Here is a 25,000-nt window from a genome sequence, read left to right as displayed (position 1 = left end):
AATGCTGGAAGAAAAAGCCATTCGCAAAGTCTCCGTGGTTATCCCGGTGTACAACGAACAGGAAAGTTTGCCCGAGTTAGTGCGTCGTACTGATGCCGCTTGTGCTCAAGTCGGTTTGGACTACGAAATTCTGCTGGTCGATGATGGCAGCAGCGATCGATCAGGCGAAATGATCGCCGACGCCGCGGATATGCCTGGCAGCCATGTGGTTGGCGTGTTGCTCAACCGCAATTATGGCCAGCACTCGGCGATCATGGCGGGATTTAGCCATGTGACGGGTGACTTGATCATCACACTGGATGCCGATCTGCAAAACCCACCGGAAGAGATTCCAAATCTGGTGAACGCAGCGCTGCAAGGTTACGACGTCGTCGGTACCGTGCGTCAGAACCGCCAGGACAGCTGGTTCCGCCGCCGCGCGTCACGCACCATCAACGGTTTGATCCAGCGCGTTACCGGCAAAGCGATGGGCGATTATGGTTGCATGTTGCGCGCTTATCGCCGTCACATTGTTGATGCGATGCTGAATTGTCATGAACGCAGCACTTTTATTCCCATCCTCGCCAACACCTTTGCGCGCCGCACCATTGAGCTGCCGGTGAAACACGCCGAGCGCGAGTTTGGCGATTCGAAATACAGCTTTATGAAGTTGATTAACCTGATGTACGACCTGGTGACATGCTTAACCACCACGCCGCTGCGCCTGCTGAGTATTGTCGGCAGTTTGATTGCGCTGGCCGGTTTCGCCTTCTCACTGATTCTGATTGTGCTGCGTCTGTTCCTTGGCGCCAGTTGGGCCGGTGACGGCGTGTTCATGCTGTTTGCCGTGCTGTTCATTTTTGTCGGCGCGCAGTTTATCGGTATGGGCTTACTTGGCGAATACATCGGACGCATCTACAACGACGTGCGCGCACGTCCGCGTTACTTCATTCAACGTGTAATTAATTCTCAGCAAAATGCCGCTTCGGTACAGGAAATTGAACAATGAAAACTATCGTCTTTGGCTATGCCGAAATGGGCTGTGCGGGGATCTCTGCACTTCTGAATGCTGGCTTTGAAATCAGCGCCATTTTCACTCACGCCGATACCTCGCCGGAAAGCCACGCTTTTCCATCCGTTGCGCGCCTGGCGGCAGAGCATGGCATTCCGGTGTATGCGCCGGAAGATGTGAACCACCCGCTGTGGGTTGATCGCATTAAAGCCATGGCACCGGACATGATTTTCTCCTTCTATTACCGTGCATTGCTGAGCGACGACATCCTCAACGCCGCGCGTGTTGGTGCGTTTAACCTGCACGGCTCGCTGCTGCCAAAATATCGTGGTCGCGCACCGCTGAACTGGGTGCTGGTGAACGGTGAAAAAGAGACCGGTGTAACCTTGCACCGCATGGTGAAACGCGCCGATGCCGGCGATATCATTGAGCAAAAACGTGTAGCGATTGATGATCAAGACAACGCGTTGACGCTGCATAACAAACTGGTGGTTTGTGCCACACAAGTGCTGGAATCTGCTTTGCCAGCGCTGAAGCGTGGTGAGATTGTGGCAACGCCGCAAAATCACAGCGAAGCGACTGTGGTGGGACGCCGTACCGCTGCCGATGGCCGTATCCAGTGGGAACACTCCGCGCAGCAGGTTAACAACCTGGTACGTGCGGTCAGTGAGCCGTGGCCGGGCGCGTTTGCTTTTGTTGGTACGGTGAAATTTACCGTGTGGAAAGGGCGTGTTCATGCGGATGCGCCAGCGGCGAAACCGGGTACTGTGCTGTCTGTTGAACCGTTCCTGGTTGCCTGCGGCGAAGGTGCGCTGGAAATCGTCACTGGCCAAACGGACAATGGCGTTTACATGAACGGCAGTCAGTTGGCACAAAGCCTCGGTGTGGTGAAAGGCGCGTTGCTGTATTCGCAGCCGGTTGCTGCGATCAAACGTCGCACGCGCGTGCTGATCCTCGGCGTTAACGGCTTTATCGGTAACCACTTAACCGAGCGTTTGTTGCAGGATGACAATTTCGAAGTTTACGGTTTAGATATCGGTTCTGATGCCATCAGTCGTTTCCTCGATCGTCCTCACTTCCACTTTGTTGAAGGTGATATCAGCATTCACTCTGAGTGGATCGAATATCACATTAAGAAGTGCGATGTGGTGCTGCCGCTGGTGGCGATTGCAACGCCAATTGAGTACACGCGTAATCCGCTGCGCGTCTTCGAACTCGATTTTGAAGAGAACCTCAAAATCATTCGTGACTGCGTGAAATACAAAAAACGCATCATCTTCCCATCCACGTCTGAAGTGTATGGCATGTGTACCGACCAACATTTCGACGAAGATCATTCCAACCTGGTGGTTGGCCCGATCAACAAACAGCGCTGGATCTATTCGGTTTCCAAACAACTGTTGGATCGCGTGATTTGGGCTTATGGCGAGAAAGAAGGTTTACGCTTCACGCTGTTCCGTCCATTTAACTGGATGGGGCCGCGCCTCGACAACCTCAACGCCGCACGCATCGGCAGTTCACGCGCGATCACCCAGTTGATCCTCAACCTGGTAGAAGGATCGCCGATCAAATTGATCGATGGCGGTGCGCAGAAACGTTGCTTCACCGATATCCGCGACGGCATTGAAGCGCTGTTCCGCATTATCGAGAACAAGCACAATAACTGCGACGGCCAGATCGTCAACATTGGTAACCCGGAAAACGAAGCCAGCATCAAAGAGTTGGCAGAACGTCTGCTGGCGAGCTTTGAGCGTCACCCGCTGCGCAGCAATTTCCCACCGTTCGCCGGTTTCCGTGAAGTGGAAAGCAGCAGCTATTACGGTAAAGGTTATCAGGACGTGGAACACCGCAAACCGTCGATCAAAAACGCGCGCCGTCTGCTGGATTGGACGCCTACCGTTGAGATGGATACCACCATTGATAACACGCTGGACTTCTTCCTGCGCACCGTCGAGTTGCAGGATAAGCCATGAAAAAAGTAGGTTTGCGCGTTGATGTCGATACCTGGCGTGGCACCCAAAAAGGGGTTCCCGCCTTGTTAGAGCAGTTCAGTTTGCATCAGCTTCAAGCCAGTTTTTTCTTCAGCGTTGGTCCAGACAACATGGGACGCCACTTGTGGCGTCTTCTCAAGCCAAAATTCTTGTGGAAGATGCTGCGCTCGCGCGCGGCATCGTTATACGGCTGGGATATTCTGTTGGCAGGAACAGCATGGCCGGGACGCGACATTGGTCGCGGCCTTGAGGAAATTATCAGCGCCACCGCCGATCATCACGAAGTAGGCTTACATGCATGGGATCACTTTGCATGGCAAACCTGGGCTGGTGTGTGGTCGCAAGAGAAGCTGTTAGAGCAAATTGGTCGTGGCAAAAAAGCGCTTGAAACGATTATTGGTGACAATGTCACCTGTTCCGCAGTAGCCGGTTGGCGTGCTGATGGTCGTGTGTTAGCGGCGAAGCAGACGTTTGGTTTCCATTACAACAGCGATTGTCGCGGCTGCGGGCCGTTTTTGCCGCGCATGGCGGATGGCACTCTTGGCACAGTGCAGATTCCTGTCACGTTGCCAACCTGGGACGAAGTGGTTGGCCAATCTGTCAGCGCCGAGGGTTTTAACGATTTCATTCTCGAGCAAATGCTGGCGGCGCAAGGTTCACCGGTTTACACCATTCATGCCGAGGTCGAAGGGATTGTAGGCTTGAAAGCGTTTGCCGATCTGCTGGTGCGAGCAGAACAAAATGGTATTCGTTTCTGCCCGTTAAGCGAATTACTGCCGGACGATCTCAGTACCTTGCCGGAAGGCAAAGTGGTGCGCGGGCATATTCCCGGACGTGAAGGTTGGCTGGGCTGCCAGGGATAATTTTTTAGGACTGTTTAAATGCGTATAGGCACCAAAACCGCGTGGCTGATTGCACTCTTTGCACTTTACTACCTGATCCCGATTGAATTCCGCGCCTTATGGCAACCGGACGAAACCCGTTATGCCGAAATCAGCCGTGAAATGCTGGTTAGCGGCAATTGGGTGGTGCCGCATTTCTTCGATTTGCGCTACTTCGAAAAACCCATTGCCGGCTATTGGGTTAATAACATTGGCCAGTTGCTGTTCGGCCACACCAACTTCGGTGTGCGCGCCGGTTCAATATTCAGCACCATTTTTAGTGCACTGCTGATTTATTGGCTGGGTAAACAGATGTTTGCCAGCCGCAAAATAGCGCTGACCGGTAGCATCATCTTCCTGACGTCGCTGTTGGTTTATGGCGTCGGCACTTATGCGGTGCTTGATCCCATTCTGTTGTTGTGGCTGGTTTCGGCGATGTGCAGCTTCTGGTTAGCGGCGCAGGCCAGCACCACGCAGCAGCGTTTGTGTGGCTATCTGTTGCTCGGTGCCGCCTGCGCAATGGGCTTTATGACCAAAGGTTTCCTCGCCTTAGCGGTGCCGGTGTTAGCGATTGTGCCGTGGATGATTTGGCAACGTCGCTTCATGGAACTGCTGCGCTGGGGACCGCTGACCATTGTGGTTGCCGTTCTGCTCAGCACGCCGTGGGCGTTGGCGATCAACCAACAAGAAGCCAACTTCTGGCACTACTTCTTCTGGGTTGAGCATATTCAGCGCTTTGCCGAGTCGGATGCGCAACACAAAGCGCCGTTCTGGTACTACATCCCGGTGCTGCTGGGCGGCTGTTTACCGTGGCTGGCGTTATTGCCGGGTTCGCTGGCTGGCGCATGGCGTCAGCGCTCGCAGCATGCGGGTGCGGTGTATTTGTTGAGTTGGGTCATCTTGCCGCTGCTGTTTTTCAGCATCGCCAAAGGCAAGCTGCCAACCTATATCTTGCCGTGTTTCGCGCCGCTGGCGCTACTGATGGCGCATTACGTGCACAGCGGTTCAGCGCAGGTAATCAACGCGTTGAAAGTGAATGGCTGGATCAACCTGATCTTTGGCGCTATCACCGCGTTGGTTGTGCTAGTGGTGATTGCGCCGTGGGGCGTATCACATCGTCCGGTGTATACCAGCGATGAAATGGTGGGCGTGCTGTGTGGTGCGCTGGCGTTCATTGGCTGGGGCGTGATGGGTTGGATGAGCCGCAAGCCGGAAAACGGACGCTGGCAACTGGCGGCATTATGTCCGCTGGCATTGGCGTTGCTGGTTGGGTTCGCCATTCCGAACAAAGTGCGCGACTCCAAGCAGCCGCAAAGCTTTGTCAGCGCGGTGCATGATCAATTGGCACAAAGCCGTTTCCTGTTGGCAGATAATCCTGGCGTGGCGTCAGCGGTTGCCTGGGAATTGAAGCGCAGTGACATCAATTTCTATGATGCCAAAGGCGAATTGCAATACGGCTTGAGTTATCCGGATGCGCAATCACACTACATAGATGCTGATGCGTTTGCCGATTGGCTGCAAGTGCACCGTCGTCAGGGCAAAGTCGCGTTGATCATGATGCTGAACTCGAACGAAAAAGCGCCAGATGTGCGCTTGCCGGAGCCGGATGATGTTTATCGTCAGGGCCGCCTGGTGTACTACGGCTACGATGCGAAGCCATGAATTTATTGTTGATTCTATTGGTAAGCATCCTGAGTTGCGCCGCGCAGTTGTGCCAGAAACAGGCGGCGTACCTCGGCACTCGACACGGCAAAAAAGCGCTTATCCTATGGCTGGCGCTGAGTATTTTGCTGCTCGGCGTGGGGATGTTGCTGTGGTTGGCGGTATTGCGTGTGGTGCCGGTCAGCATTGCTTATCCAATGCTCAGTCTCAACTTTGTGCTGGTAGCGATTGCGGCAAAACTGATTTGGCGTGAAACCTACAGCTTGCAGCAATGGATCGGTACGCTGGTGATTGTCGCAGGCGTGGCGCTGATGGGAAGTCATCTATGAAAGGGCTGCTATTAGCGATGTGCAGCGTGCTGCTGGTGTCGCTGGCGCAATTGGTGTTGCGCATGGCGATGCAAGATTTCCCGCCATTGCTTGAAGTGTTGCTGTTGCAGCATCTCTCCACGTTGTTGATGTTAGCGGTGGGACTCGGGGCTTACGCGTTGTCGATGTTGTGCTGGATGCTGGCGCTGCGCCACATGCCGCTTAATCGGCTTTATCCGTTACTGAGTTTAAGTTATGTACTGGTGTGGCTGGCGGCGATTTCATTGCCAGAGTTAGGCGAGACCTTCCGCTGGAGCAGTTTCGCCGGCGTGGTGCTGATTGTGATTGGTTTGCTGCTGGTTTCGCTGCCGAAGCGGTCATCTTGAATGGCGATAATAAGATTGCGTGACATTGTCACGCAATTAGCCGCAGATGTTTCTCACCCAAATGCGCCAGCGATGGCGCACCTAACATGCCTAAATCCCGGCTCACTTCACTGTTTATCAAATCAATCCCCAGATTCACGCCCGCCGCACCGCCGACCGCGCAGGCATAATTAAACGGCCGCCCGACAAAACAGGCTTGCGCACCCAAGGCAATGGCTTTGATCGCATCGGTGCCACGTCGAATGCCGCTATCAAACATCACCGTCATATCGCCCGCAGCCTCGACGATTTCCGGCAGCACATAAATCGGCGGAATCACCGTGTCGAGTTGGCGACCGCCATGATTAGACACCACAATGCCGTCAATACCGATGGCTTTACAGCGCAGCGCATCGTTGCGGCTGAGAATGCCTTTAATCACCATCGCGCCGGTCCAGCGCGCGCGAATATGCTCGATATGTTGCCAGGTGAGATGGCTGCGACCGCTGAAATCGCGTACTGCATTTTTCGAAAATAGCGGTGCACCGCGCTGCGCATTGTTGTTCTCAAAATAGGGCATGCCGCTTTTAAGCAGCGTTCGCAGCAGGGTGCCGGTTAACCAGCGTGGATGGGTGACGCCTTGCCATGCCAAACGTAAGCTGGGACGAAACGGCGTGGCAAATCCAGCACGCTGATTATTCTCGCGATTGGCTTTGACCGGCGTATCCACCGTAATCACCAGCACCGGAATCGCCGCACGTATGACGCGATCAATCAACGCATCAATCTCTGCCAAAGTCTTCGGCAAATAGGCTTGAAACCACATGTTGGGATTGACCTGAGCGACATCTTCCAGTCGCGTCAATGACGATCCGCTCATGATAAACGGCACATTTTTATCTCGCGCTGCACCCGCCAGGATATTGTCGCCATCAAAACCAGTTAAAGCGGAGATCCCCATCGGTGCGATGCCAACAGGCGCGGCATAACGATGTCCAAACAGCTCAACTTCAATATCGCGCTGTGACACATCCACCATATTTTCAGGAATCAAGCTGTAACGCGCATAAGATGCCAGCGTGTTGCGCAGTGCAATATTGTCTTCGACGCCTCCAGAAACATAAGCGAACAGCGGATGCGGCAAGTGGTTTCGGGCGTATTTTTCGAAGTCATTCAATGAGAGACAACGCGACTGCATGTTGCGCATGATGATGGCGATCCGATTCGGCGGGAAGTGCAGGAGAAAATGATGAAAATCATGCTATTGCATTGGCTTCAATTCGCAAATCCATAAATCGGCAATGCTAATACGTTAAATGCATAAGAGCGGCGGATTGCCGCTCTGGTTAAAAAATCAATGTTGCTGCCATTCGTGGTATTCGCCATTGCGGCGACGTGGCGCGGTTTCTGGCAGTCGCAGCAAGCCAATAACCGAAATGACGCCCAACACCGCGACATACAGCGCCAAACCGTACCAATGTCCGTCGGTCATTTGCAGGATTTTCACCGCCACCAAACCCAGCACGCCACTGCCAATCAGCGAACCGACCTGCCAGATAACCGCAATGCCGCTGCAACGAATATGCGTAGGAAACAGCTCCGGGAACCACGACGCTTGCGGCGCATAACACATGCTGTGGCCAAGCGTTAACGCCACAATCATGGCGATTTGCGTTAGCCAATAGCTGTTTTGCTGCAAGGCGAGGAAGAACGGCACAATGGCGAGCACAATCAACAGCGCGCCCATCATGTACACCGGTTTGCGGCCAATTCTGTCGGACAACGCGCCCATCAGCGGAATGGAAAACACTTCGAGGATCACCGCGACAATCATGCTGTTCATCAAAATGCCGGCATCGAGATTGTTGGCTTTGCCCCACGCCAGAATAATCACCGTAAACAGTGCGAAAGCACAGGCTTCAATCAGTTTCGCGGCGACACCGTTAATCACCAGGCGTGGATTGCCACGAATCACCTCTTTAAGTGGACGCGATTCAGCCGCTTTGGTTTCGCGAATTGCGGCAAACACCGGCGACTCATCAATGCGTAAGCGGATGAATAAGCCAACAATCACCAGCACTGCGCTTAACAGAAACGGCACGCGCCAGCCCCAAGCCATCATTTGATCGGTTGAAAGTGTGGCATTCAATACCGCAAACAGCGCCAGCGGCAGCAGAAAGCCGACGGGCGCGCCAATCTGCACCCAACTGGCGAAAAAACCGCGCCGTGATGCTTGCGAATATTCCGCGGTCATCAATACCGCGCCCGCCTGTTCACCGCCGACGCCAAAGCCTTGCAGCAGACGAATCAGAATCAGCAAAATCGGCGCCCAAATACCGATTTTTTCGTAAGTCGGCAGCAGGCCAATGCAGAAAGTACCGAGTCCAACAATCAAAATGGTCGCTACCAAGGCTTTTTTGCGTCCCACTTTGTCGCCGATATGGCCAAACACGATGCCGCCAATTGGGCGCGCTAGGAAGCCAACAGCATAGGTAGCAAAGGCGGCGAGGGTGCTGATCAACGGATCGTGGCTGGGAAAGAACAGATGACCGAAAAACAGCACCGCCGCGGTGCCGTAGGCAAAGAAGTCGTAATACTCTGCTGCGGTGCCGATAGCAGAAGCACTCGCCACGCGTTTAATCAGTGAAGTGTTATCTTTCTCGGTGACTGACGTCTGGGTCATGGTGGAGGAAGCCATTGCGAATCCCTGTAGAATAATTGTTAGACTACCATACAAGGATGTTTAAGCCGTTGTTGCGAAAATGATCACAGAATGGATGCGATTACGCTGGCGCGAAAACCCAGGATTGATTACCGATTTAATATTCATGTAGGGTCGCCATTCATGGTGACCTTTAAATAAAAATATCAATAATAGATGGCGCTAATTAACCAATCCCGAATTAAGCAGCAAGCAACATTACAATTAACTATGGCACTACTTATTTTTCTATTTCCTTGATTTAAAGATACTTCATCGGCTTGCCGATATTTTATTTAATGTTGTATCGCAAGGGTTAATTCTTAATTTGACTTAATCAACGCTTAATTCTTTTACCCCATCTAGACGTTTTCTTTACGAAGTGTTGTGATATCTCAACACAGCACGTCATGTATTTCCTGATCTTCACACTCACTTTTCTAAAACGTCATGCCTGGCGGCGCTTCGCCATGCGGAAAAAAACTATTTTCTCTCTGGAGGAAAGGATGTCGTTCAAACTAAAACCGCTTGTGATCAGTCTATTGGCCGCGCAGGGCTTGATGTATCCAGCATTACCCAGCTGGGCCGCCGTTATTCAACCTTTTACCCCGGAAAAGAACGACAACAAAGTCGGTGTATTTTGCGTATGTAATGGCAGCACGCAATCTTTAACCGGTTTACCACAATTCGAACCGGGTAAAAGCGGAGCGGTAGCAACCACAATAGGTCAGTTACAAGATGAAGGGCGTATTTTTACCGACAGCTTAACCGGTAGAGAACGGCTTTCATTGGGCACACAAAATTATGATGTTTTAATTTCTGATGTGGCGAATGGGCTTTATAGCCATTATTCAACTTACGATACTGCGGCATTAAGTAATCTGGCACCAATTAGTCTTAATCAAGCCGTGACGGATTATGAAGATGTTAGTGATCAACAATATATTAATGCTCGCGTAGCGTCGGTGAGCAACGGCACGATTAATGTTCAGCTCGGTACGGCAGGCGCATCCACCACAGAAAATGGCTGGGAAATGGCCGCCAAGCAAAGCCGACTGTTTACTGCCATTGGCAGCGGCAACATGAATTGGGATGGGGATAATCGCATCGATTTTACCGCCATTCAGGCACCCAACGGCGCGCGGTGGGCGTTCAGTGATGACCAGTTAGTCTCTTATAGCGGCGCTTTTAGCGTCACCACCAAAGATGGCAACGTCAGCCAATTTAACGTCACCAATCTCAGCCAATTGCAACAATACAATGATTGGCTAATCGGCCAATTGCAGAGCGCCAATCTCGATCCTGCCAGCTATAACAGCGAATTCGGCAAAGCCTTCAGCTTCACTACCGGCAGCGTAGTCTGGGCACTGAGCTTGCGCGATCCTGATGATGAAGTGCTGCTGCCGGTAGGTGATCGCATCGTACTGAGCGCTGATGGATCGCAAGCCAGCGCGACGATCAATGCGGGTAAAACGCTGGAAGTGGAAAATGCCAGCGGTGGCGCCATGCGTGCCGATAACGGTGCCATCGCCACCATCAATGGCAAATTATCCAGCACCGGAACGCGCACCACCGACAACGATGCGCTGGTGTTAACCAACGGCAGCACCGGCATCAATAACGGCGTGATCAATGGCGGGTTCTTCAATAATGCCGACGGCAGCGGCATTGATAGCAGCACATTGGGTTATAACGCCGCCACGGTGGATGTGCACAACAGCCGCTTCACCAACAATGGCGTGCTCAACCACGCATTCTCCGATAACTCCAGCGCGATCAGCGTGCAGGATGGCAGTGCGGTTAATAACGGTACGCTCAATTTGGGTGTCGCTGAAACCATTGGCAGCGGCAGCAGTTCGGGCGTGGTGTTAGGTGGCACCACGTCGAGTTTCACTAACAATGGCACGATTTACATCGGGCGCACGCCGCAAAACAACCCGACCGATGCCACCAACGACGTGGCGATTAATCAAAGCGGCGGCACCAGCGCCATTTCGCAGCTGTTCGATTCCAGCGTGGTCAACAACGGCCATATCGTGATTGGATCGTTAACGCAAAATGCCAGCGCCATGCGCGTGGCCAGCGCGCCGGATGCCACCACGCTGAACAACGGAGTAATTGACGTCAATGGTCGCGCGCAGTTTAAACCGGCGGAAAATATCGCCATGCAGGTGATCGACTCCGGCAGCGGCGGCAATGTTGGCAACGCTGGCATCATCAATCTTAATGGCGATAACAGCACCGGCCTGAAAGTCACTGCCAGCGCAGGCAACAGCGCGCATGCGTGGTCAAGCGGCGCGATTAACGTTAATGGCATCGCCGACAACTTCAACGGCACGCGCAACACCGCCGTGTGGGTTAACGGTGTTGATGGCGGCGCGGCGTCGGCGGAACTCAGCGGGCCAATCAATCTTAACGGTGACGCGGCAATCGGCATTCGCGCAGAAGGCAATGCCACCGTCAACGTGGCGCAGAGCGCAGTGCCAAATTCGGGTAGCGGGCAATATCAGATCAACTTTCTGACCATCGGCCCGGATGCCAAAATCAATCTGCCCAGCAATGGCAACTACGGTGTGTCCGGTTGGTACTCGACCATTTTCCGTATGCAGGATGGCGCTGATTTTGATGGCAGCAGCATGACGCTGGCGCCGAATGCTTCTTTCTCAACTGGCGTGATGGGCAGCGGCGCAGGCACCGACATCAACACGAATGGCGCGACCCTGAATATTGGCGGCTATTCCACTGGCGTTGTCGTCGAAGGTGGCGCGCAGGGCACCATTGATGCGGCGACGCAACTCAACTTTACCGGTTCTGGTGCGACGGCGGCGTTAGTTGATGGCAATAAGCATGATCTTACTGGCTATATCACCAATGGCATTGCTTTCCCTTACAGTAATACCAGCTTGACGAACCACGCCGATATCAACAGCGACTTTGGCGGGCAAATCGGCTTGGTGGCACAAAATCAGGCGCAGTTGGTGAATACCGGCAACATTACGCTAGGCGGCGAAAATGCCTTTGGTATTCAATCGATTTGGGGCGCGAATGTCACCAACAGCGGCACGATTAGCGTCACTAATGGCAGCAGCGCGCTGTACGCACAAGGCTTCAATTTCAGCGGCGACGGCATTACGCCTGCGACTATCAACAACAGTGGCACGCTGAATGTCACCGCAGGCAATGCGCCAGATTACGCCCCCACCGACGGTATTTTGGCGATTGGCGATCGTGTGCAGATCAATCAAAACGGCACCATCAATCTTTACGGCACCAACGCCGTTGCGGTGGAACTGTTGAGCGGTGCCGGACTGAATCTGGGCGAAAACAGCAAGGTGGTTTTCCATGATGCCAATCAGGTTGGCTATCTCTCCACCGATGCCAGCTCGAACATTGTCAGCAACGGCGGCCAGACGGATGTTAGCACTGAAGGATCAACCTTATATCGTTTAGGCGCGGGCACCATTTTCTTTCCCCTGCAACCGGCCAATATCACCTTAAGCGGGGCGAACACCACCGGTATCGATGCCACTGGCGTGGGCACCACGCTGTTTGGCACCGATCAATACAATGTGACCGGCAACGGCGCGATTGCGGTGCGTGCGAGCGATGGCGCTTACGGCATTGTCAATAATGCTATTACCTTGAGCGGTGCCAACAGCGTCGGTGCGGCTACTGATAGCGGCGGCGCGGTGCTTTATGTGACTGCACCGATAACCGGTTTAGGTGACAACGTCACGGCATTGAGCAGCGGCAATGGCGCAAGCATCCAGAATTCCAGCAGCATTGACCTTACGGGCAGCAATAACATCGGTGCGCGACTCTATTACGGCGGCAATCTGGTTAACCGCGGCAATATCCATGTCGCCAACGGCGTGGGTGTGGATGTCAGCAATGGCTACGGCCAATACACGCAGATGAGCGGCCAATTGCAGGTCGATAGCGGCATCGCTGCGATGCGCGTGGGCCAGGGCGGCGTATTGAATATTGTGGGCGATGGGCAAGGTGATAACTACAACAGCTACTCAAGCACCATCTTTGCCAGTGGCAATGCCGACGCGGTATTGCTGTATAACGGAGCGAGTGGATTCTCCGCCGACCACGCCGTATTAAGTGCTTACCACGGCAACGTGATCAACAACCGCGCCGAAATCAGCAACATTTCACTGCAACGCGTACGTCTGGATATCAACGGCGGCAACGCGATTCGTTCAGCCACCTCTTTTGATCCCAACGGCAGCGCCTACATTGGCGTCTCAGAAGGTACTGGCTATCTGTTCGAAAACGAGGATGGTTCCACCACCAGCAATGATTTGCTGATCGGACCGAATTATTATTTCTTCATTACCGGCCCGAATAGCACCGGCGTGCGCGCCAACACCACCGGACGCGTCATCAACCAAGGCACCTTAGCGGTGTACAACCAGGATGGCATGACCGGCGGGTCGGCGATTGTCACCAGTACCGCCAGCGAAGTGATCAACGAGGGCAGCATTATTTCGCTCAGCACCCAATCGCCAATCATTGATTTGCGCGGCGGGCAAACGGTGTTTATCAACCAGGGCAATATCAGCGCGCCTTTCCCGGAAACGGTAATTGTGGCAGGCGGCGCGAGTAACGATCAGTTCGCCTTGCTGTCCGGTAATGTGCTGGGCGACGTCAATACCGGCAACGGTAACGACACGCTGCTACTCTCTGGCGGCACCATTAACGGTAGCTTGACGATGGGTACCGGTAATAATCAGGCGCTGGTCGAAAACGTGAGCCTGGCGAATACGCGCCATATCACTACCGAGAATGGCGCTGGCAGCACCCTGAGTTTTAACGAGATCAACGCGCGTGGCGGTTCGCTGGCAGCGGATGATCTCAGCAAAGGTACTAACCTCGGCGGTGGCTGGAGCACCATCAACTTCTACAACACACAATGGACGTTAACCGATAACCTCAAGTTGGCGCACAGCACCATCAATATTGATAGCGGATCAACGCTGTTTGTCGGCGATGGCGTAAATCCGTTGCTCAGCGGTGCCAGCGACGGTTCGCTGGTGGTGAATAATGCCGGTACGTTGGATCTCACTAACGGCAGCGGCGCGCCAGGCAACACGCTCACGGTTGACGGTGATTTAAATTCCACTGGCGGCCACGTAAAACTCAACACGCAGATCGTCGCCGGCGGCAGCAGCGATCGTCTACAAGTCAATGGCAATACCAGTGGCACCACGCTGCTGGACGTCACGCCATTGGCTGGCAGCGCGGCAATCATCACGCCAGATCAAGGCATTGCGCTGGCGCAAGTGACAGGAACGGCCAGCGCCGACAGCTTCGCGTTGAGCAACGGCTATGTGGCCAGCGGTCCGTGGCAATATGGCATCTACGGCACGCAAAGCGGCTCGGCATGGGATTATCGTCTGGCGAACAATTTTGTCACCGATGCGGCGGGCAACCTTGAACGGCCGAAAGTGACGCCGCAGATGCCGTCGTATATCTCCGCGCCGGTCGGTTTGGCCTACTACAACATGGCGGTGATGGACGATCTGCATAAGCGTCTGGGTGAACTGCGCGCGGATGACAGCAACGGCAGCGGTGAGATGTTTATTCGCTACCTCGGTTCAAACCTCAAGTACAAAACCAATCGCGAGCAAAGCCAATACGGTTATGACTTTGACCTCGATTACAGTGCGGTACAGCTCGGCGGCAATCTGCTGCATCTGCAAGGCGAAGCCGACAGCCTGCGTGCGGGCGTTGCCTACACACGCGGTAATGCGCGCATTCGTCCGCAAGCGGTAGAGGGTTACAGCTCAACCAGTTTCGATAACGATACCTTCTCGCTCTACGCCACCTGGCTGCGCGACAGCGGTTTCTACGTCGATGGTGCGCTGTCGTTTGATTGGCATCGCGGTGATACCGATATTGCGCGCCAGAAAGAGGTCGGGCATCTGAAAGGCAATGGTTGGGGGGCGTCGGTAGAGAGTGGCTATCCGTGGCAGTTTGCCAACGGTATTCGCCTCGAACCGCAGGCGCAGTTGATGTACCTACAACTGAATATGGATGATGTGGTCGATCGCGATAACACGCGCGTGACGTGGGGCGATTACAATCAAACCATTGGTCGCGTCGGTGCTCGCCTGGATCGCACCTGGCAGGATCAGGCCGGTCAGCAATATACGCCGTATCTGCGTACCAGCTATACGCGCGGTTGGGGCGGTTCAGCCACTACGCGTGCCAGCGCCAATGGCTCGTCGGATAGCGTGAGCTTCGATAGCGGTAAATTCGGGCAAATGTGGGATGTTGGCATTGGTGGCACCGCAACCTTGAAAAGCGATGTCTCGCTGTACGCTGAAGCGGATTATCGCCAGGAAATTGACGGCAATGGCACCAAAGGTTGGCGCTATAACGCCGGAGTGCGCTGGATGTTTTAATTAACCCATCTCAGATTCACCGTAGGGTCGCCATTAATGGCGACCTTATATTACTTGTAATTTAACAACCCCGCGCTTCGCAATAATCCATTTCTAATAAATCCATTCCTGATGTAATTCCATCAAAACAAAAACACTAAACGGCTTGATCTCACAATTCGAAAAACAAATTTCAATTAATAATTAACATGAAATAAAAACACCGTTAGCGTGAACCTTCTGTTTTGTTCTGCCGTATTTCCTTAAGCGTTTTATACCAGGAGGTATTATGGAAAGAGAACTTTATATATCCACCAACACCGCGTCGGGGCCGAATAGCACCACGCGTACCGAACCCTTCGTTAAAATTATTGCGCTGGTCGCCACGCTCGGTGGATTACTGTTTGGTTACGATACCGGCGTAGTTTCCGGTGCATTGCTGTTTATGCGCGGCGACCTTCAACTCACGCCGTTTACCACCGGATTAGTCACCAGTTCCTTACTGTTCGGCGCTGCCTTTGGAGCGTTGCTCGCCGGACATTTTGCCGACGCGATGGGACGTCGCAAGATCATTATTTCGCTGGCATTTATCTTTGCGCTGGGCGCTATGGGTTCCGCTTTCGCTCCTGATGTGATTACGATGATTGCCTCGCGTTTATTCCTCGGCATCGCGGTGGGCGGAGCCGCCGCCACCGTGCCGGTGTATATCGCGGAAATCGCGCCTGCCAACAAACGCGGCCAATTGGTGACGCTACAAGAGTTGATGATCGTTTCAGGGCAATTACTGGCTTACGTTTCCAATGCTACCTTCAATGAAATTTGGGGCGGCGAACATACCTGGCGCTGGATGATCGCCATTTCCACCGTGCCCGCAGTGTTGCTGTGGTTTGGCATGATCTTTATGCCGGAAAGTCCACGCTGGCACGTGATGCGTGGCAATACCCAGGACGCGCGCAAAGTGCTGGAGAAAACCCGTGCGGCGGATGACGTCGATTGGGAACTGGAAGAGATTGAAGAAACCATCGAAGAGAACCGGCAAAAAGGCAAAGGTCGCCTGCGCGATTTGCGCACGCCGTGGCTGCGTAAAGTATTTCTGCTCGGCATTGGTATTGCCGCCATTCAGCAGTTAACCGGCGTTAATACCATCATGTATTACGCGCCCACCATGCTGACCGCTACAGGGTTGAGCAACGATGCCGCGCTGTGTGCCACTATCGCTAACGGCGTGATTTCGGTGTTGATGACGTTAGTCGGGATTTGGATGATTGGCAAAATTGGCCGCCGCCCACTGGTATTGGTCGGTCAAATGGGCTGCACCGCCTGTTTGTTCTTCATCGCGGCGGTGTGCTTTTTCATGCCGGAATATCACCAGGCTGGCGAAGTGAACTTAGTGCGCGCCTATCTGGTGTTGGCGGGCATGTTGATGTTCTTGTGCTTCCAGCAAGGCGCGTTATCGCCGGTTACGTGGCTGCTGTTATCTGAAATATTCCCGGCGAGGATGCGTGGCATTTGCATGGGCGGCGCGGTGTTTGCGTTGTGGATGGCAAACTTCGCCATTTCCATGGCATTTCCGCTGTTGCTGGCGGCATTTGGTTTAGCTGGCGCGTTCTTAACTTTCGCGGTGATCGGTATCGGTGGATCGATGTTTGTCCTGCGCACTATCCCGGAAACTAAAGGCCGCAGCCTCGAGCAGGTCGAGCATTATTTCTTTGAACTGTATAACGGCAAACCCTGATGTAAATCACTCAAGGTTCCGGCAGAGCAAGCAAAAAAGATAGCTTACTATCACGCCATATTCACGCGTCACAACAAAACAGAACATCCTTAACCCTATATTTCAGGATAGCACCATGACGTATAAAATAAGCCATGATCGTCTTTGCGTTAATCGTAAGATTGCCCCGAATCTCAGCATTGAACAATTTTTTAAACTGGTTGAAAAGTTGGGGTTAAATAAAGTCGAAATACGCAACGATATGAAAAGTGGCCGCGTAACCGATAATTTAACCGGTGAAGACGTGCGCCATTTAGCCGCGCAACACGCGTTCACCATTGAAACCATTAATGCAGTGTATCCTTTTAATCAATTAACCGATGAGGTGTTGGAAAAGACGCGCGGGCTATTACAAGACGCACGTGCAACCGGCGCTAAAGCATTAGTGCTTTGCCCACTAAACGACGGCACGGTTATTTCCAATCAGCAAACGATAGCCGCACTAAAAACCCTGGCTCCGCTGTTTGGCGAATACGGCATCTTGGGGCTGGTGGAGCCGCTTGGCTTCCCGAAAAGCTCGTTACGCTCGGCAGCACTGGCGCAGCAGCTGATTCAACAAGCGGGTGCACCGTTCAAAATCGTGCTGGATACCTTTCACCACCATTTATACGAAGGCGCGGAACAGGATTTCGCTGGCGGCGTGGATGTGCAAAACATCGGCCTGGTGCACTTATCCGGCGTAACCGATACGCGTCCAACCGCGCAATTAACTGACGAAGAACGCGTCATGCTTAGCTCCGACGATCTGCTGCGATCGAAGCAGCAAGTACAGCGTTTAGAAGAGATGGGCTATCGCGGTATTTATGCCTTTGAACCGTTTTCTTCCGTGATGGATGCATGGAGCGCAGATGACATCGTCCGTGAAATCCAATCCAGCATTGCTTACCTGAACAACTAAGGAACACTCCATGACGCTCAATATCGGTGTAATTGGCACGGGCGCGATCGGCCGCGAACACATTCGTCGTTGCAGCAAAGTGCTGCAACATTCTCGTGTAGTGGCGCTGAATGATATCAACCGCGCTAACTGCGAGCAGATCATCAACGATCTTGGCATTCAGGCCGAGATCTACGACAACGCGCAAGACCTGATCAATGCGCCAGAAGTGCAGGCTATTCTGGTGACTTCATGGGGACCGACGCACGAAGAGTTCGTGCTGGCGGCCATCAACGCCGGTAAAGCGGTATTCTGCGAGAAGCCGCTGGCGGTAACCGCGCAAGGCTGCATGAACATTGTGCAAGCCGAAATCGCCGCTGGTAAAAAGTTGGTACAGGTTGGCTTTATGCGTCCGTACGACAGTGGTTATCGTGCGTTGAAAGCAGTGATTGATAACGGTGAGATCGGCGAGCCGCTGATGCTGCATTGCGCGCATCGCAACCCAGAAGTGGGTGATTCGTACACCACCGATATGGCTATCACCGATACGCTGATCCATGAATTGGATGTGCTGCGCTGGCTGCTGCAAGACGATTATGTTAGCGCGCAGGTGATTTATCCACGCAAAACGCGCAAAGCATCGTCACATCTAAAAGATCCGCAAATTGTGCTGCTGGAAACCGCCAAAGGCGTGCGCATTGATGTGGAAATCTTCGTTAACTGCGCCTACGGCTACGATATTCAGTGCCAGGTTGTTGGTGAAACCGGCATCGCTAATTTACCTGAACCGATGTCAGTGCAAACGCGCAGCGCGGCGAAACTTTCAACCCGCATTTTGACTGATTGGAAGAAGCGCTTTATCGATGCGTATGACGTTGAATTGCAGGATTTCATCAATAACGTGCTGTCAGGCGAAATGACCGGTCCTTCAGCGTGGGACGGCTATGCTGCGGCAGTTGCCGCCGATGCATGCGTCGCTGCCCAGAATTCGGGCGTGATTGAGGCGATCAATATGCCAGCGAAGCCGGCGTTTTATCAGTGATTGCAAAACGGTGCGCATGGATGCGCACCGTTTTGCGCCATATTAGCGCTTATTGCTTACCAACGTGCCTTTCAAACCGTGTGGCTCTGAACGCAGATATTGTGGCGGCACTTGCACCTGAGCATTAAGTTCAGCGGCAGCCTGCCACGGCCAGTGCGGGTTATATAACACCGCACGCGCCAACGCGATGATGTCGGCATCACCCTCCTGCAACGCCTTTTCAGCCTGCTGTGCTTCGGTAATCAAACCAACGCCAATCACTGGCATCTTCACCTGCTGGCGGATTTCACGCGCAAACGGCAATTGATAGCCCGGACCGACACTAATTTTTTGCTGCGCGGCAAGGCCGCCGCTCGATACATGCACATAATCACATCCCGCCGCTTCCAGTTTTTGGCTAAAGGCAACGGATTGCTCGACATCCCAACCGCCGTCAACCCAATCTGTGGCCGAAAGTCGTACGCCAACCGCGACGGATGGCGGCAATGCCTCACGCACCGCGTTAAACACTTCCAACGGGAAACGCAGACGATTTTCCAGCGAGCCGCCGTACTCATCATCACGTTGATTGCTCAACGGTGACAGGAATTGATGGAGTAAATAACCGTGCGCAGCGTGTAACTCAATCAGTTGAATGCCTAAACGCTCGGCGCGTTTGGCGCTGGCGACAAAGGCTTGCTTCAAACGCTGCAAATCCTGTTTTTCTAAGACTACCGGCGGGCGGTCTTCAGCATTAAAGGCGAGGGCGGAAGGCGCAACAGTTTGCCAGCCACCTTGTTCAAGTGGCAATTGATGACCACCTTGCCACGGCGCAGCACATGAGGCTTTGCGTCCGGCGTGACCCAGTTGGATGCCAATCGGCATGTTTGAGTATTGGCGAATGTCCTGCAAAACCGTTGCGAGCGCTGATTCGGTTTCATCATTCCACAACCCGAGATCGCCGGGAGAAATACGCCCCTCGGCCTCGACGGCGGTCGCTTCGATGATCAGCAAACCCGCGCCCGAAAGCGCCAGTTGGCCCAAATGAATGCGGTGCCAGGCGCTGGCTTTACCGTCTTGCGCTGAGTATTGGCACATTGGGGCGATCACGATGCGATTATCGAGGGTTAACTTACCCAGTTGCGTGGCACTAAACAGTAAACTCATTGGAACCTCAGGATTAATAGTTGAGTGCGAAAATCGGTCACCATAAATGGCGGCCCTACGATGTTGTGCAGGCTTTTGTAGGGGCGCCATTTATGGTGACCGCTAAATTGTAGAGTGCGATGAGTTTGAATGTTATAGAAAAGGGAAGTTAAGCGGAAAGTGCCAACATTTGTTGGGTAGCCATCCATGGCCACCGTCTTGCGGAATTACTCTTGCTCAATACTGGTTAACAGCGCGTTCTGAATGATCTTCTGCGCTTTGAGTGGGTTTTGTTCACGCTGAGCTTCCTGCAAAGCGGCAATATCCAGCTTATCCAATGCGCGGTAAATGTGCTTGAGGAAGCGAATCGACAGATTGGCGGCTTCAACATGATCTTCGCGGAACGGGAATTGATCGAGCTGCCACACGCCTTGCCAATTGTTGATCTTCAGGACGTAGAAGAACTCAAATATTTCCGTCATATGCACGGTGCCGACTACGAGATCATCATCCCAACCGCGCAGGTTGTCGTTGACGTCCATACCAAACAAGCGACCGCGATCGATAATGAGCTGGGCGGAATCGGCTGGCGATTCACCGGCAAACAGCGCATGACCGAAATCCAGCAGTACGCCGACGTTATCCAGACCAATATCTTCAATGCCCAGTAAGGTGCGCGCCGCCGAATCCCAGGTCATTTTTACGCGCGGCTCACGGGGTTTGTATTCGATGGCAAATTTGACGTCAGGATTAGCGCTCGCCAATTCACGCATGCCGTCCACCGCCATTTTCCACAGATTCTTATGATCGACCTGGAACGGATAATCCCAACCATCCTGTCCCGGCCAGACCTTGACGTAGTTGGCGCCTAATTCGCGCACCACCGTTGCGGCTTCATGCATCAAATCAAACGCTTGTTTGCGGATCGCAGCATCCGGGTTGGTGAACGCACCGCGAGAAAAACGGCGCAGATAGATTTCAGGTGTAACGCCGATGGCTTTCAATCCGGCATCTTCCAGCGCTTGTTTAACCTGCGCCACGGTCACGCCTTCGGTGAATGGATAGGGCACATCAACGTAAGAAAGGTCTTCAACGCTGCCGGCGAGTTTGATCTGATCTAAGGTGCTGAGCGCCGGGCCATAACCATCAACGGCGTACCGGTCGATATAGTTGGCAAAGTGCCATAAACCGGCACCGAATTTTGGATAGGTGTAGCTACTCATAAGACATTCTCCTCAGATGATTGCGCTAATCGTCATTGTTCTGGCTGATGATTTTTAGATGTGAATATATATTCATTAATGGTTATATATTCCATTCTGCGCCTTGACGTGACGCGTTAACCAGCGGCAGGTGGCGAAAATGCAAGCGCAATCACACAAAATTTGCGCAAAACATTGATGGGAAATTTCTTCATCGGGAACAGGGAAGGTTGCACATAGCGTAGCGGCCTACGGATCCATACCTATAACGGAGTATTAATCGTCCAGGCGATGTCTGATCAGACGCGTCCTACAAAACTATGGGATGTATCAGACTAATCTAGTTGACCTCGGTTTCTTATAGTCCTCTTCAACAAAATCCTGCCTGCATTGCGGTGAGTTTTTTCGCGACTCAGGTTACTTAATTTGCTTGAAGAGATAGTGAAATGAATAAAGTTTACCGCGTGATTTGGAATCATTCGTTGCGTTGCATGGTGGCGGTGTCTGAACTTGCCAGCAGTCGTGGAAAAAGCAATCAAATTAGCGGTGCCATTCCAGCAACCTCTCAATCTACAAAAATGCTGCCTCTGATCACTGCTGGCGGCTTACTGGCGATCAGCAGTGCGTCTTATGCTTCTAACCCGCAAGTTGTCGATAACACCACGACAAACTTTGACGGTGAAACCGTAATGACCGCACGAGCCGAGTCCGCGATGATTGTGAAAGGCGCAGCGGCCAACGCTATTTTTAATAATGGATTTATCAGTGCATCAGCACCCACTGCAAATGCTGTTCAGGTAGAAGATGGGGCGAACTTTGATGTGCGCAATAGCACCATGCAAACCTTCATTGCTCCAACAATGACTATTCTCAGCGGCTCGACGGGCAACATTCTTAACAGTCAACTTTCAACCATTTCAGGCACTTCCGCTTTATTCGTGGGCGAAAACAGCGCATTAACGGGCAACGATGTGCGTATTACCAGCAGCAAAAACGGCATGCTGGTGGACAATTCCCGCGTAGATATTAATGGACTGAATATCACCACCACCGGTTCAGGCGGCGGTACCACCACGGCGATGACCGCCAGCAACGGCAGTAATATCAATCTCGACAATGCCACGCTCACAACCAATGGCGTAGGGGGTCATGGAATTTACGCTGTTGATAGTACGGTTAATGCATCCAATATTGCTATTACCGCCACCAATGCCAGTGCGCGTGGTGTATTGGCAACCGGCGCGGATACGCAAGTAACGTTGGATGGCGGTTCAATCAATACAAATGGTGCCAACGGCCATGCAATTCAGGCATCGAGTGGCGCAACCGTCGACGTTAGCAACATGGATCTCAATACGACGTCGTTAGGTTTGGTTGGATACACTAATGGCGCGGCCGCTATCTTTGCCAATACCGGTGCGATCATCAAAGCAGATTCGCTAAATCTCAGTAGTGCGGGTAATGCAGTTTGGGTTCAGGATGCCCGCTTTGATGGTAACAATCTAAAGTTAACGCAGACTAACGACTTCAATGGGCCCATCATTTGGGCGCAGGGAGCAATGCAGCTTAATTTGAAAAATAGCCTCCTGACGATGGGCGATGGGATGGTGCAATCTGAAGGAATCTACGTCGATAATGGCATAGCAAATTTGGCTGATGTCACCATTGTCGGCAACAGTGGTGGAACAGCAATTACCACCCGTTTCGATGGCACGATGCTGGCAGATAACCTTGATATTGCAATTAATAATGCCGATAACCTGTTTGCTGCGGGCATTTATATGAGTCGTGGTACTGGCAAAACTAATGCAACGTTAACGAATTCAAATGTCGTGGTAAATGGCAGCAATGCCGCTGCTATTCGTTCAAATTATACCGGACTACAAACAGTCAATCTGATTAATACGCTGATTCAATCTGATAATGTGGCGGCGAAAAGCGATGCGGCTTCATCACTGCAAATCAATGCCGATGCTTCAACACTGAATGGCAAAATTCTCATTCAGGGTGGAACGGCTAATAGTACTAATCAGGTAGCAGATTTTATCAAACTCAATGCCACCAACGGATCTCAGCTGTATGGTGATGCGGATATCGATCATCTTTATACCCGTGACAGCCTGATTGCGCTTGACAACGCTTCTGCATGGCAAGGCGCATCCATCGGTCTGCATCAGTTGACAATGGATAATGGCAGCCGCTGGACCATGACGGCTGACTCGGACGTCGGCAGCCTCAATATGAAAGACAGTGAGATTGTCTTTGATAGCAAAGAGAGTGGATTCAGTACGCTCACCGTCGATGGTGACTTTGAAGCTGCCAACGGCACATTAGTGATGAACAGCGTGCTGGCGGATGATGCATCCAGCCATGATCAGTTGGTTGTGAAGGGCAATACATCCGGCACTGCGCAAGTTGCTGTGCATAAAGCCGGCGGTAGCGGTGCACAAACCTTGCAGGGTATTGAATTGATCACTGTCGGCGGCGAATCTAACGGCGAATTTACGCAGAAGGGGCGTATTGTCGCCGGCGCTTACGACTATCAATTGCAGCGCGGAACTGGTAGCAATAGCAAAAACTGGTATTTGATCAGTGGAATAAGCCCGGTGACTGAGCCGGATCCAGTGGGTGAGGAGGGTGATAGCGGCAAACCGGTCATTACGCCGCTGCCAGCAGAAAAAATGACGCTGCGCCCGGAAGCCGGCAACTATATCGCCAATATCGCCGCGACCAACACGCTGTTTAACCTTCGTTTACATGATCGCGGAGGTGAAACTTCGTATGTAGATGCTCTGACCGGCGAGAAGAAATTAACCAGCTTGTGGATGCGCAATCTTGGTGGTCATCAGCAAGTGCGTGATAGCAGCGGGCAACTGAAAACCCAAACCAATCGCTATGTGCTGCAATTAGGTGGCGATGTGGCACAAGGCAGCTTCACCGGTAGCGATAGCCTGCATTTGGGGGCGATGGCGGGTTACGGCAATGCTCGCAGCAACACGGATTCCAGCATCACCGGCTACCGCTCTCAGGGCCACACGACGGGCTACAATGTCGGTGTTTATGGTACCTGGTATCAGCAGCCTAATCTGCAAACTGGCGCCTATGTGGATAGCTGGTTGCAGTACAGTTGGTTCAATAACAGTGTCAATGGTGATCACCTTAGCGCCGAGCGTTATCAGTCGCGGGGTTTCACCGCTTCATTAGAAAGTGGCTATAGTTGGAAGGTAGGGGAAGATAGCTTTAAAAACAGCTACTTCATTGAACCTAATGCACAATTTATCTGGATGGGCGTAAAAGCGGATGATGTCACGGAAGCCAATGGTACCCGCGTCAGCAGTCAGGGCGATGGCAATGTGCAGTCGCGTTTGGGCTTGCGCGCTTCAATGAAAACGCCGGGCGATACGGTATTCAAACCTTATCTGGAAGCCAACTGGATCAATAACAGCAAAAACTTTGCCACCACGCTGGATGGCGTACAGGTGAAGGCACAGGGAGCAAAAGATATCGCGGAACTGCGTGTCGGTTTGGAAAGCCAACTCAACGATAATATCAATCTTTGGGGAAGCGTCGGCCAGCAGGCAGGCAACAATCAATATCGTGATTCCAGTGCTGCAATGGGCATCAAAATCAGTTTCTAATCAACAATAGCCGGGTGATTGCCACCCGGTTCTTCTTTACAGGACAGT

The 25,000-nt window shown here is 52.7% G+C and carries 15 protein-coding genes; 11 read left to right on the top strand and 4 right to left on the bottom strand.

Annotated features, from left to right (window positions below; genetic code table 11):
• The first annotated feature begins 1 nt into the window (after position 1).
• Genes arnC through arnF form a run of 6 tightly spaced genes read left to right on the top strand, consistent with a single transcriptional unit; the run spans position 2 to position 6,219 of the window.
• A complete protein-coding gene (arnC, locus tag ACPUC7_RS21300) occupies positions 2-988 on the top strand; it encodes an undecaprenyl-phosphate 4-deoxy-4-formamido-L-arabinose transferase (protein ID WP_343550339.1) in 987 nt (328 codons plus the stop codon).
• Positions 985-2,964 (top strand): bifunctional UDP-4-amino-4-deoxy-L-arabinose formyltransferase/UDP-glucuronic acid oxidase ArnA, encoded by a 1,980-nt coding sequence (arnA, locus tag ACPUC7_RS21295; RefSeq protein WP_494924420.1) that lies wholly within the window; start codon positions 985-987, stop codon positions 2,962-2,964. Before arnC ends, arnA begins: the two co-directional genes overlap by 4 nt.
• On the top strand, positions 2,961-3,845 hold the full coding sequence (gene arnD, locus ACPUC7_RS21290; RefSeq protein WP_494924419.1) for a 4-deoxy-4-formamido-L-arabinose-phosphoundecaprenol deformylase: 885 nt from the start codon (positions 2,961-2,963) through the stop codon (positions 3,843-3,845). The genes arnA and arnD overlap by 4 nt, the downstream gene beginning before the upstream one ends.
• Before the next feature lie 18 nt (positions 3,846-3,863).
• On the top strand, positions 3,864-5,525 hold the full coding sequence (arnT, locus tag ACPUC7_RS21285) for a lipid IV(A) 4-amino-4-deoxy-L-arabinosyltransferase (RefSeq protein WP_494924418.1): 1,662 nt from the start codon (positions 3,864-3,866) through the stop codon (positions 5,523-5,525).
• Complete coding sequence (gene arnE / locus ACPUC7_RS21280; protein WP_494924417.1) at positions 5,522-5,854, top strand: 4-amino-4-deoxy-L-arabinose-phosphoundecaprenol flippase subunit ArnE; 333 nt, start codon at positions 5,522-5,524, stop codon at positions 5,852-5,854. Before arnT ends, arnE begins: the two co-directional genes overlap by 4 nt.
• On the top strand, positions 5,851-6,219 hold the full coding sequence (arnF, locus tag ACPUC7_RS21275; protein WP_494924416.1) for a 4-amino-4-deoxy-L-arabinose-phosphoundecaprenol flippase subunit ArnF: 369 nt from the start codon (positions 5,851-5,853) through the stop codon (positions 6,217-6,219). The genes arnE and arnF overlap by 4 nt, the downstream gene beginning before the upstream one ends.
• A gap of 28 nt (positions 6,220-6,247) precedes the next feature.
• Here the strand turns inward: arnF and ACPUC7_RS21270 are convergent, their stop codons facing one another.
• Both ACPUC7_RS21270 and ACPUC7_RS21265 read right to left on the bottom strand, forming a co-directional pair.
• Complete coding sequence (locus ACPUC7_RS21270) at positions 6,248-7,405, bottom strand: alpha-hydroxy acid oxidase (RefSeq protein WP_494924415.1); 1,158 nt, start codon at positions 7,403-7,405, stop codon at positions 6,248-6,250.
• Positions 7,406-7,552: 147 nt separating this feature from the next.
• Positions 7,553-8,896, bottom strand: coding sequence for an MFS transporter (locus ACPUC7_RS21265; protein WP_494924414.1), 1,344 nt, complete (start codon positions 8,894-8,896; stop codon positions 7,553-7,555).
• A gap of 509 nt (positions 8,897-9,405) precedes the next feature.
• Between ACPUC7_RS21265 and ACPUC7_RS21260 the strand changes: the two genes are divergently transcribed.
• The 4 genes from ACPUC7_RS21260 to iolG all read left to right on the top strand — a co-directional run bounded on the left by ACPUC7_RS21260 (position 9,406) and on the right by iolG (position 18,987).
• Positions 9,406-15,315 carry an autotransporter outer membrane beta-barrel domain-containing protein gene (locus ACPUC7_RS21260; protein ID WP_494924413.1) on the top strand — a complete coding sequence of 1,970 codons (5,910 nt, stop codon included), beginning with the start codon at positions 9,406-9,408 and terminating at the stop codon, positions 15,313-15,315.
• A gap of 268 nt (positions 15,316-15,583) precedes the next feature.
• The gene (locus ACPUC7_RS21255) at positions 15,584-17,029 is read left to right on the top strand and encodes a sugar porter family MFS transporter (protein WP_494924412.1); all 1,446 of its coding nucleotides are present in this window, start codon (positions 15,584-15,586) and stop codon (positions 17,027-17,029) included.
• 115 nt (positions 17,030-17,144) lie between these two features.
• The gene (locus ACPUC7_RS21250; protein ID WP_494924411.1) at positions 17,145-17,966 is read left to right on the top strand and encodes a TIM barrel protein; all 822 of its coding nucleotides are present in this window, start codon (positions 17,145-17,147) and stop codon (positions 17,964-17,966) included.
• Between the two features lie 10 nt (positions 17,967-17,976).
• The gene (gene iolG, locus ACPUC7_RS21245; RefSeq protein WP_494924410.1) at positions 17,977-18,987 is read left to right on the top strand and encodes a bifunctional inositol 2-dehydrogenase/D-chiro-inositol 1-dehydrogenase; all 1,011 of its coding nucleotides are present in this window, start codon (positions 17,977-17,979) and stop codon (positions 18,985-18,987) included.
• 42 nt (positions 18,988-19,029) lie between these two features.
• On the opposite strand, the gene ACPUC7_RS21240 is transcribed toward iolG, so the two are convergent.
• Both ACPUC7_RS21240 and ACPUC7_RS21235 read right to left on the bottom strand, forming a co-directional pair.
• Positions 19,030-20,133, bottom strand: coding sequence for an NADH:flavin oxidoreductase/NADH oxidase (locus tag ACPUC7_RS21240; protein WP_494924409.1), 1,104 nt, complete (start codon positions 20,131-20,133; stop codon positions 19,030-19,032).
• 206 nt (positions 20,134-20,339) lie between these two features.
• Positions 20,340-21,335 (bottom strand): sugar phosphate isomerase/epimerase family protein, encoded by a 996-nt coding sequence (locus ACPUC7_RS21235; RefSeq protein WP_494924408.1) that lies wholly within the window; start codon positions 21,333-21,335, stop codon positions 20,340-20,342.
• Between the two features lie 425 nt (positions 21,336-21,760).
• Here ACPUC7_RS21235 and ACPUC7_RS21230 point away from each other — a divergent pair, with 425 nt between their 5' ends.
• Complete coding sequence (locus tag ACPUC7_RS21230; RefSeq protein WP_494924407.1) at positions 21,761-24,952, top strand: autotransporter outer membrane beta-barrel domain-containing protein; 3,192 nt, start codon at positions 21,761-21,763, stop codon at positions 24,950-24,952.
• Positions 24,953-25,000: the final 48 nt, after the last annotated feature.

The organism is Pantoea sp. CFCC18179, from assembly GCF_059412405.1.
The sequence above is the reverse complement of the archived record's forward strand: the minus strand, read 5'-3'. Positions and strand labels throughout refer to the sequence as shown.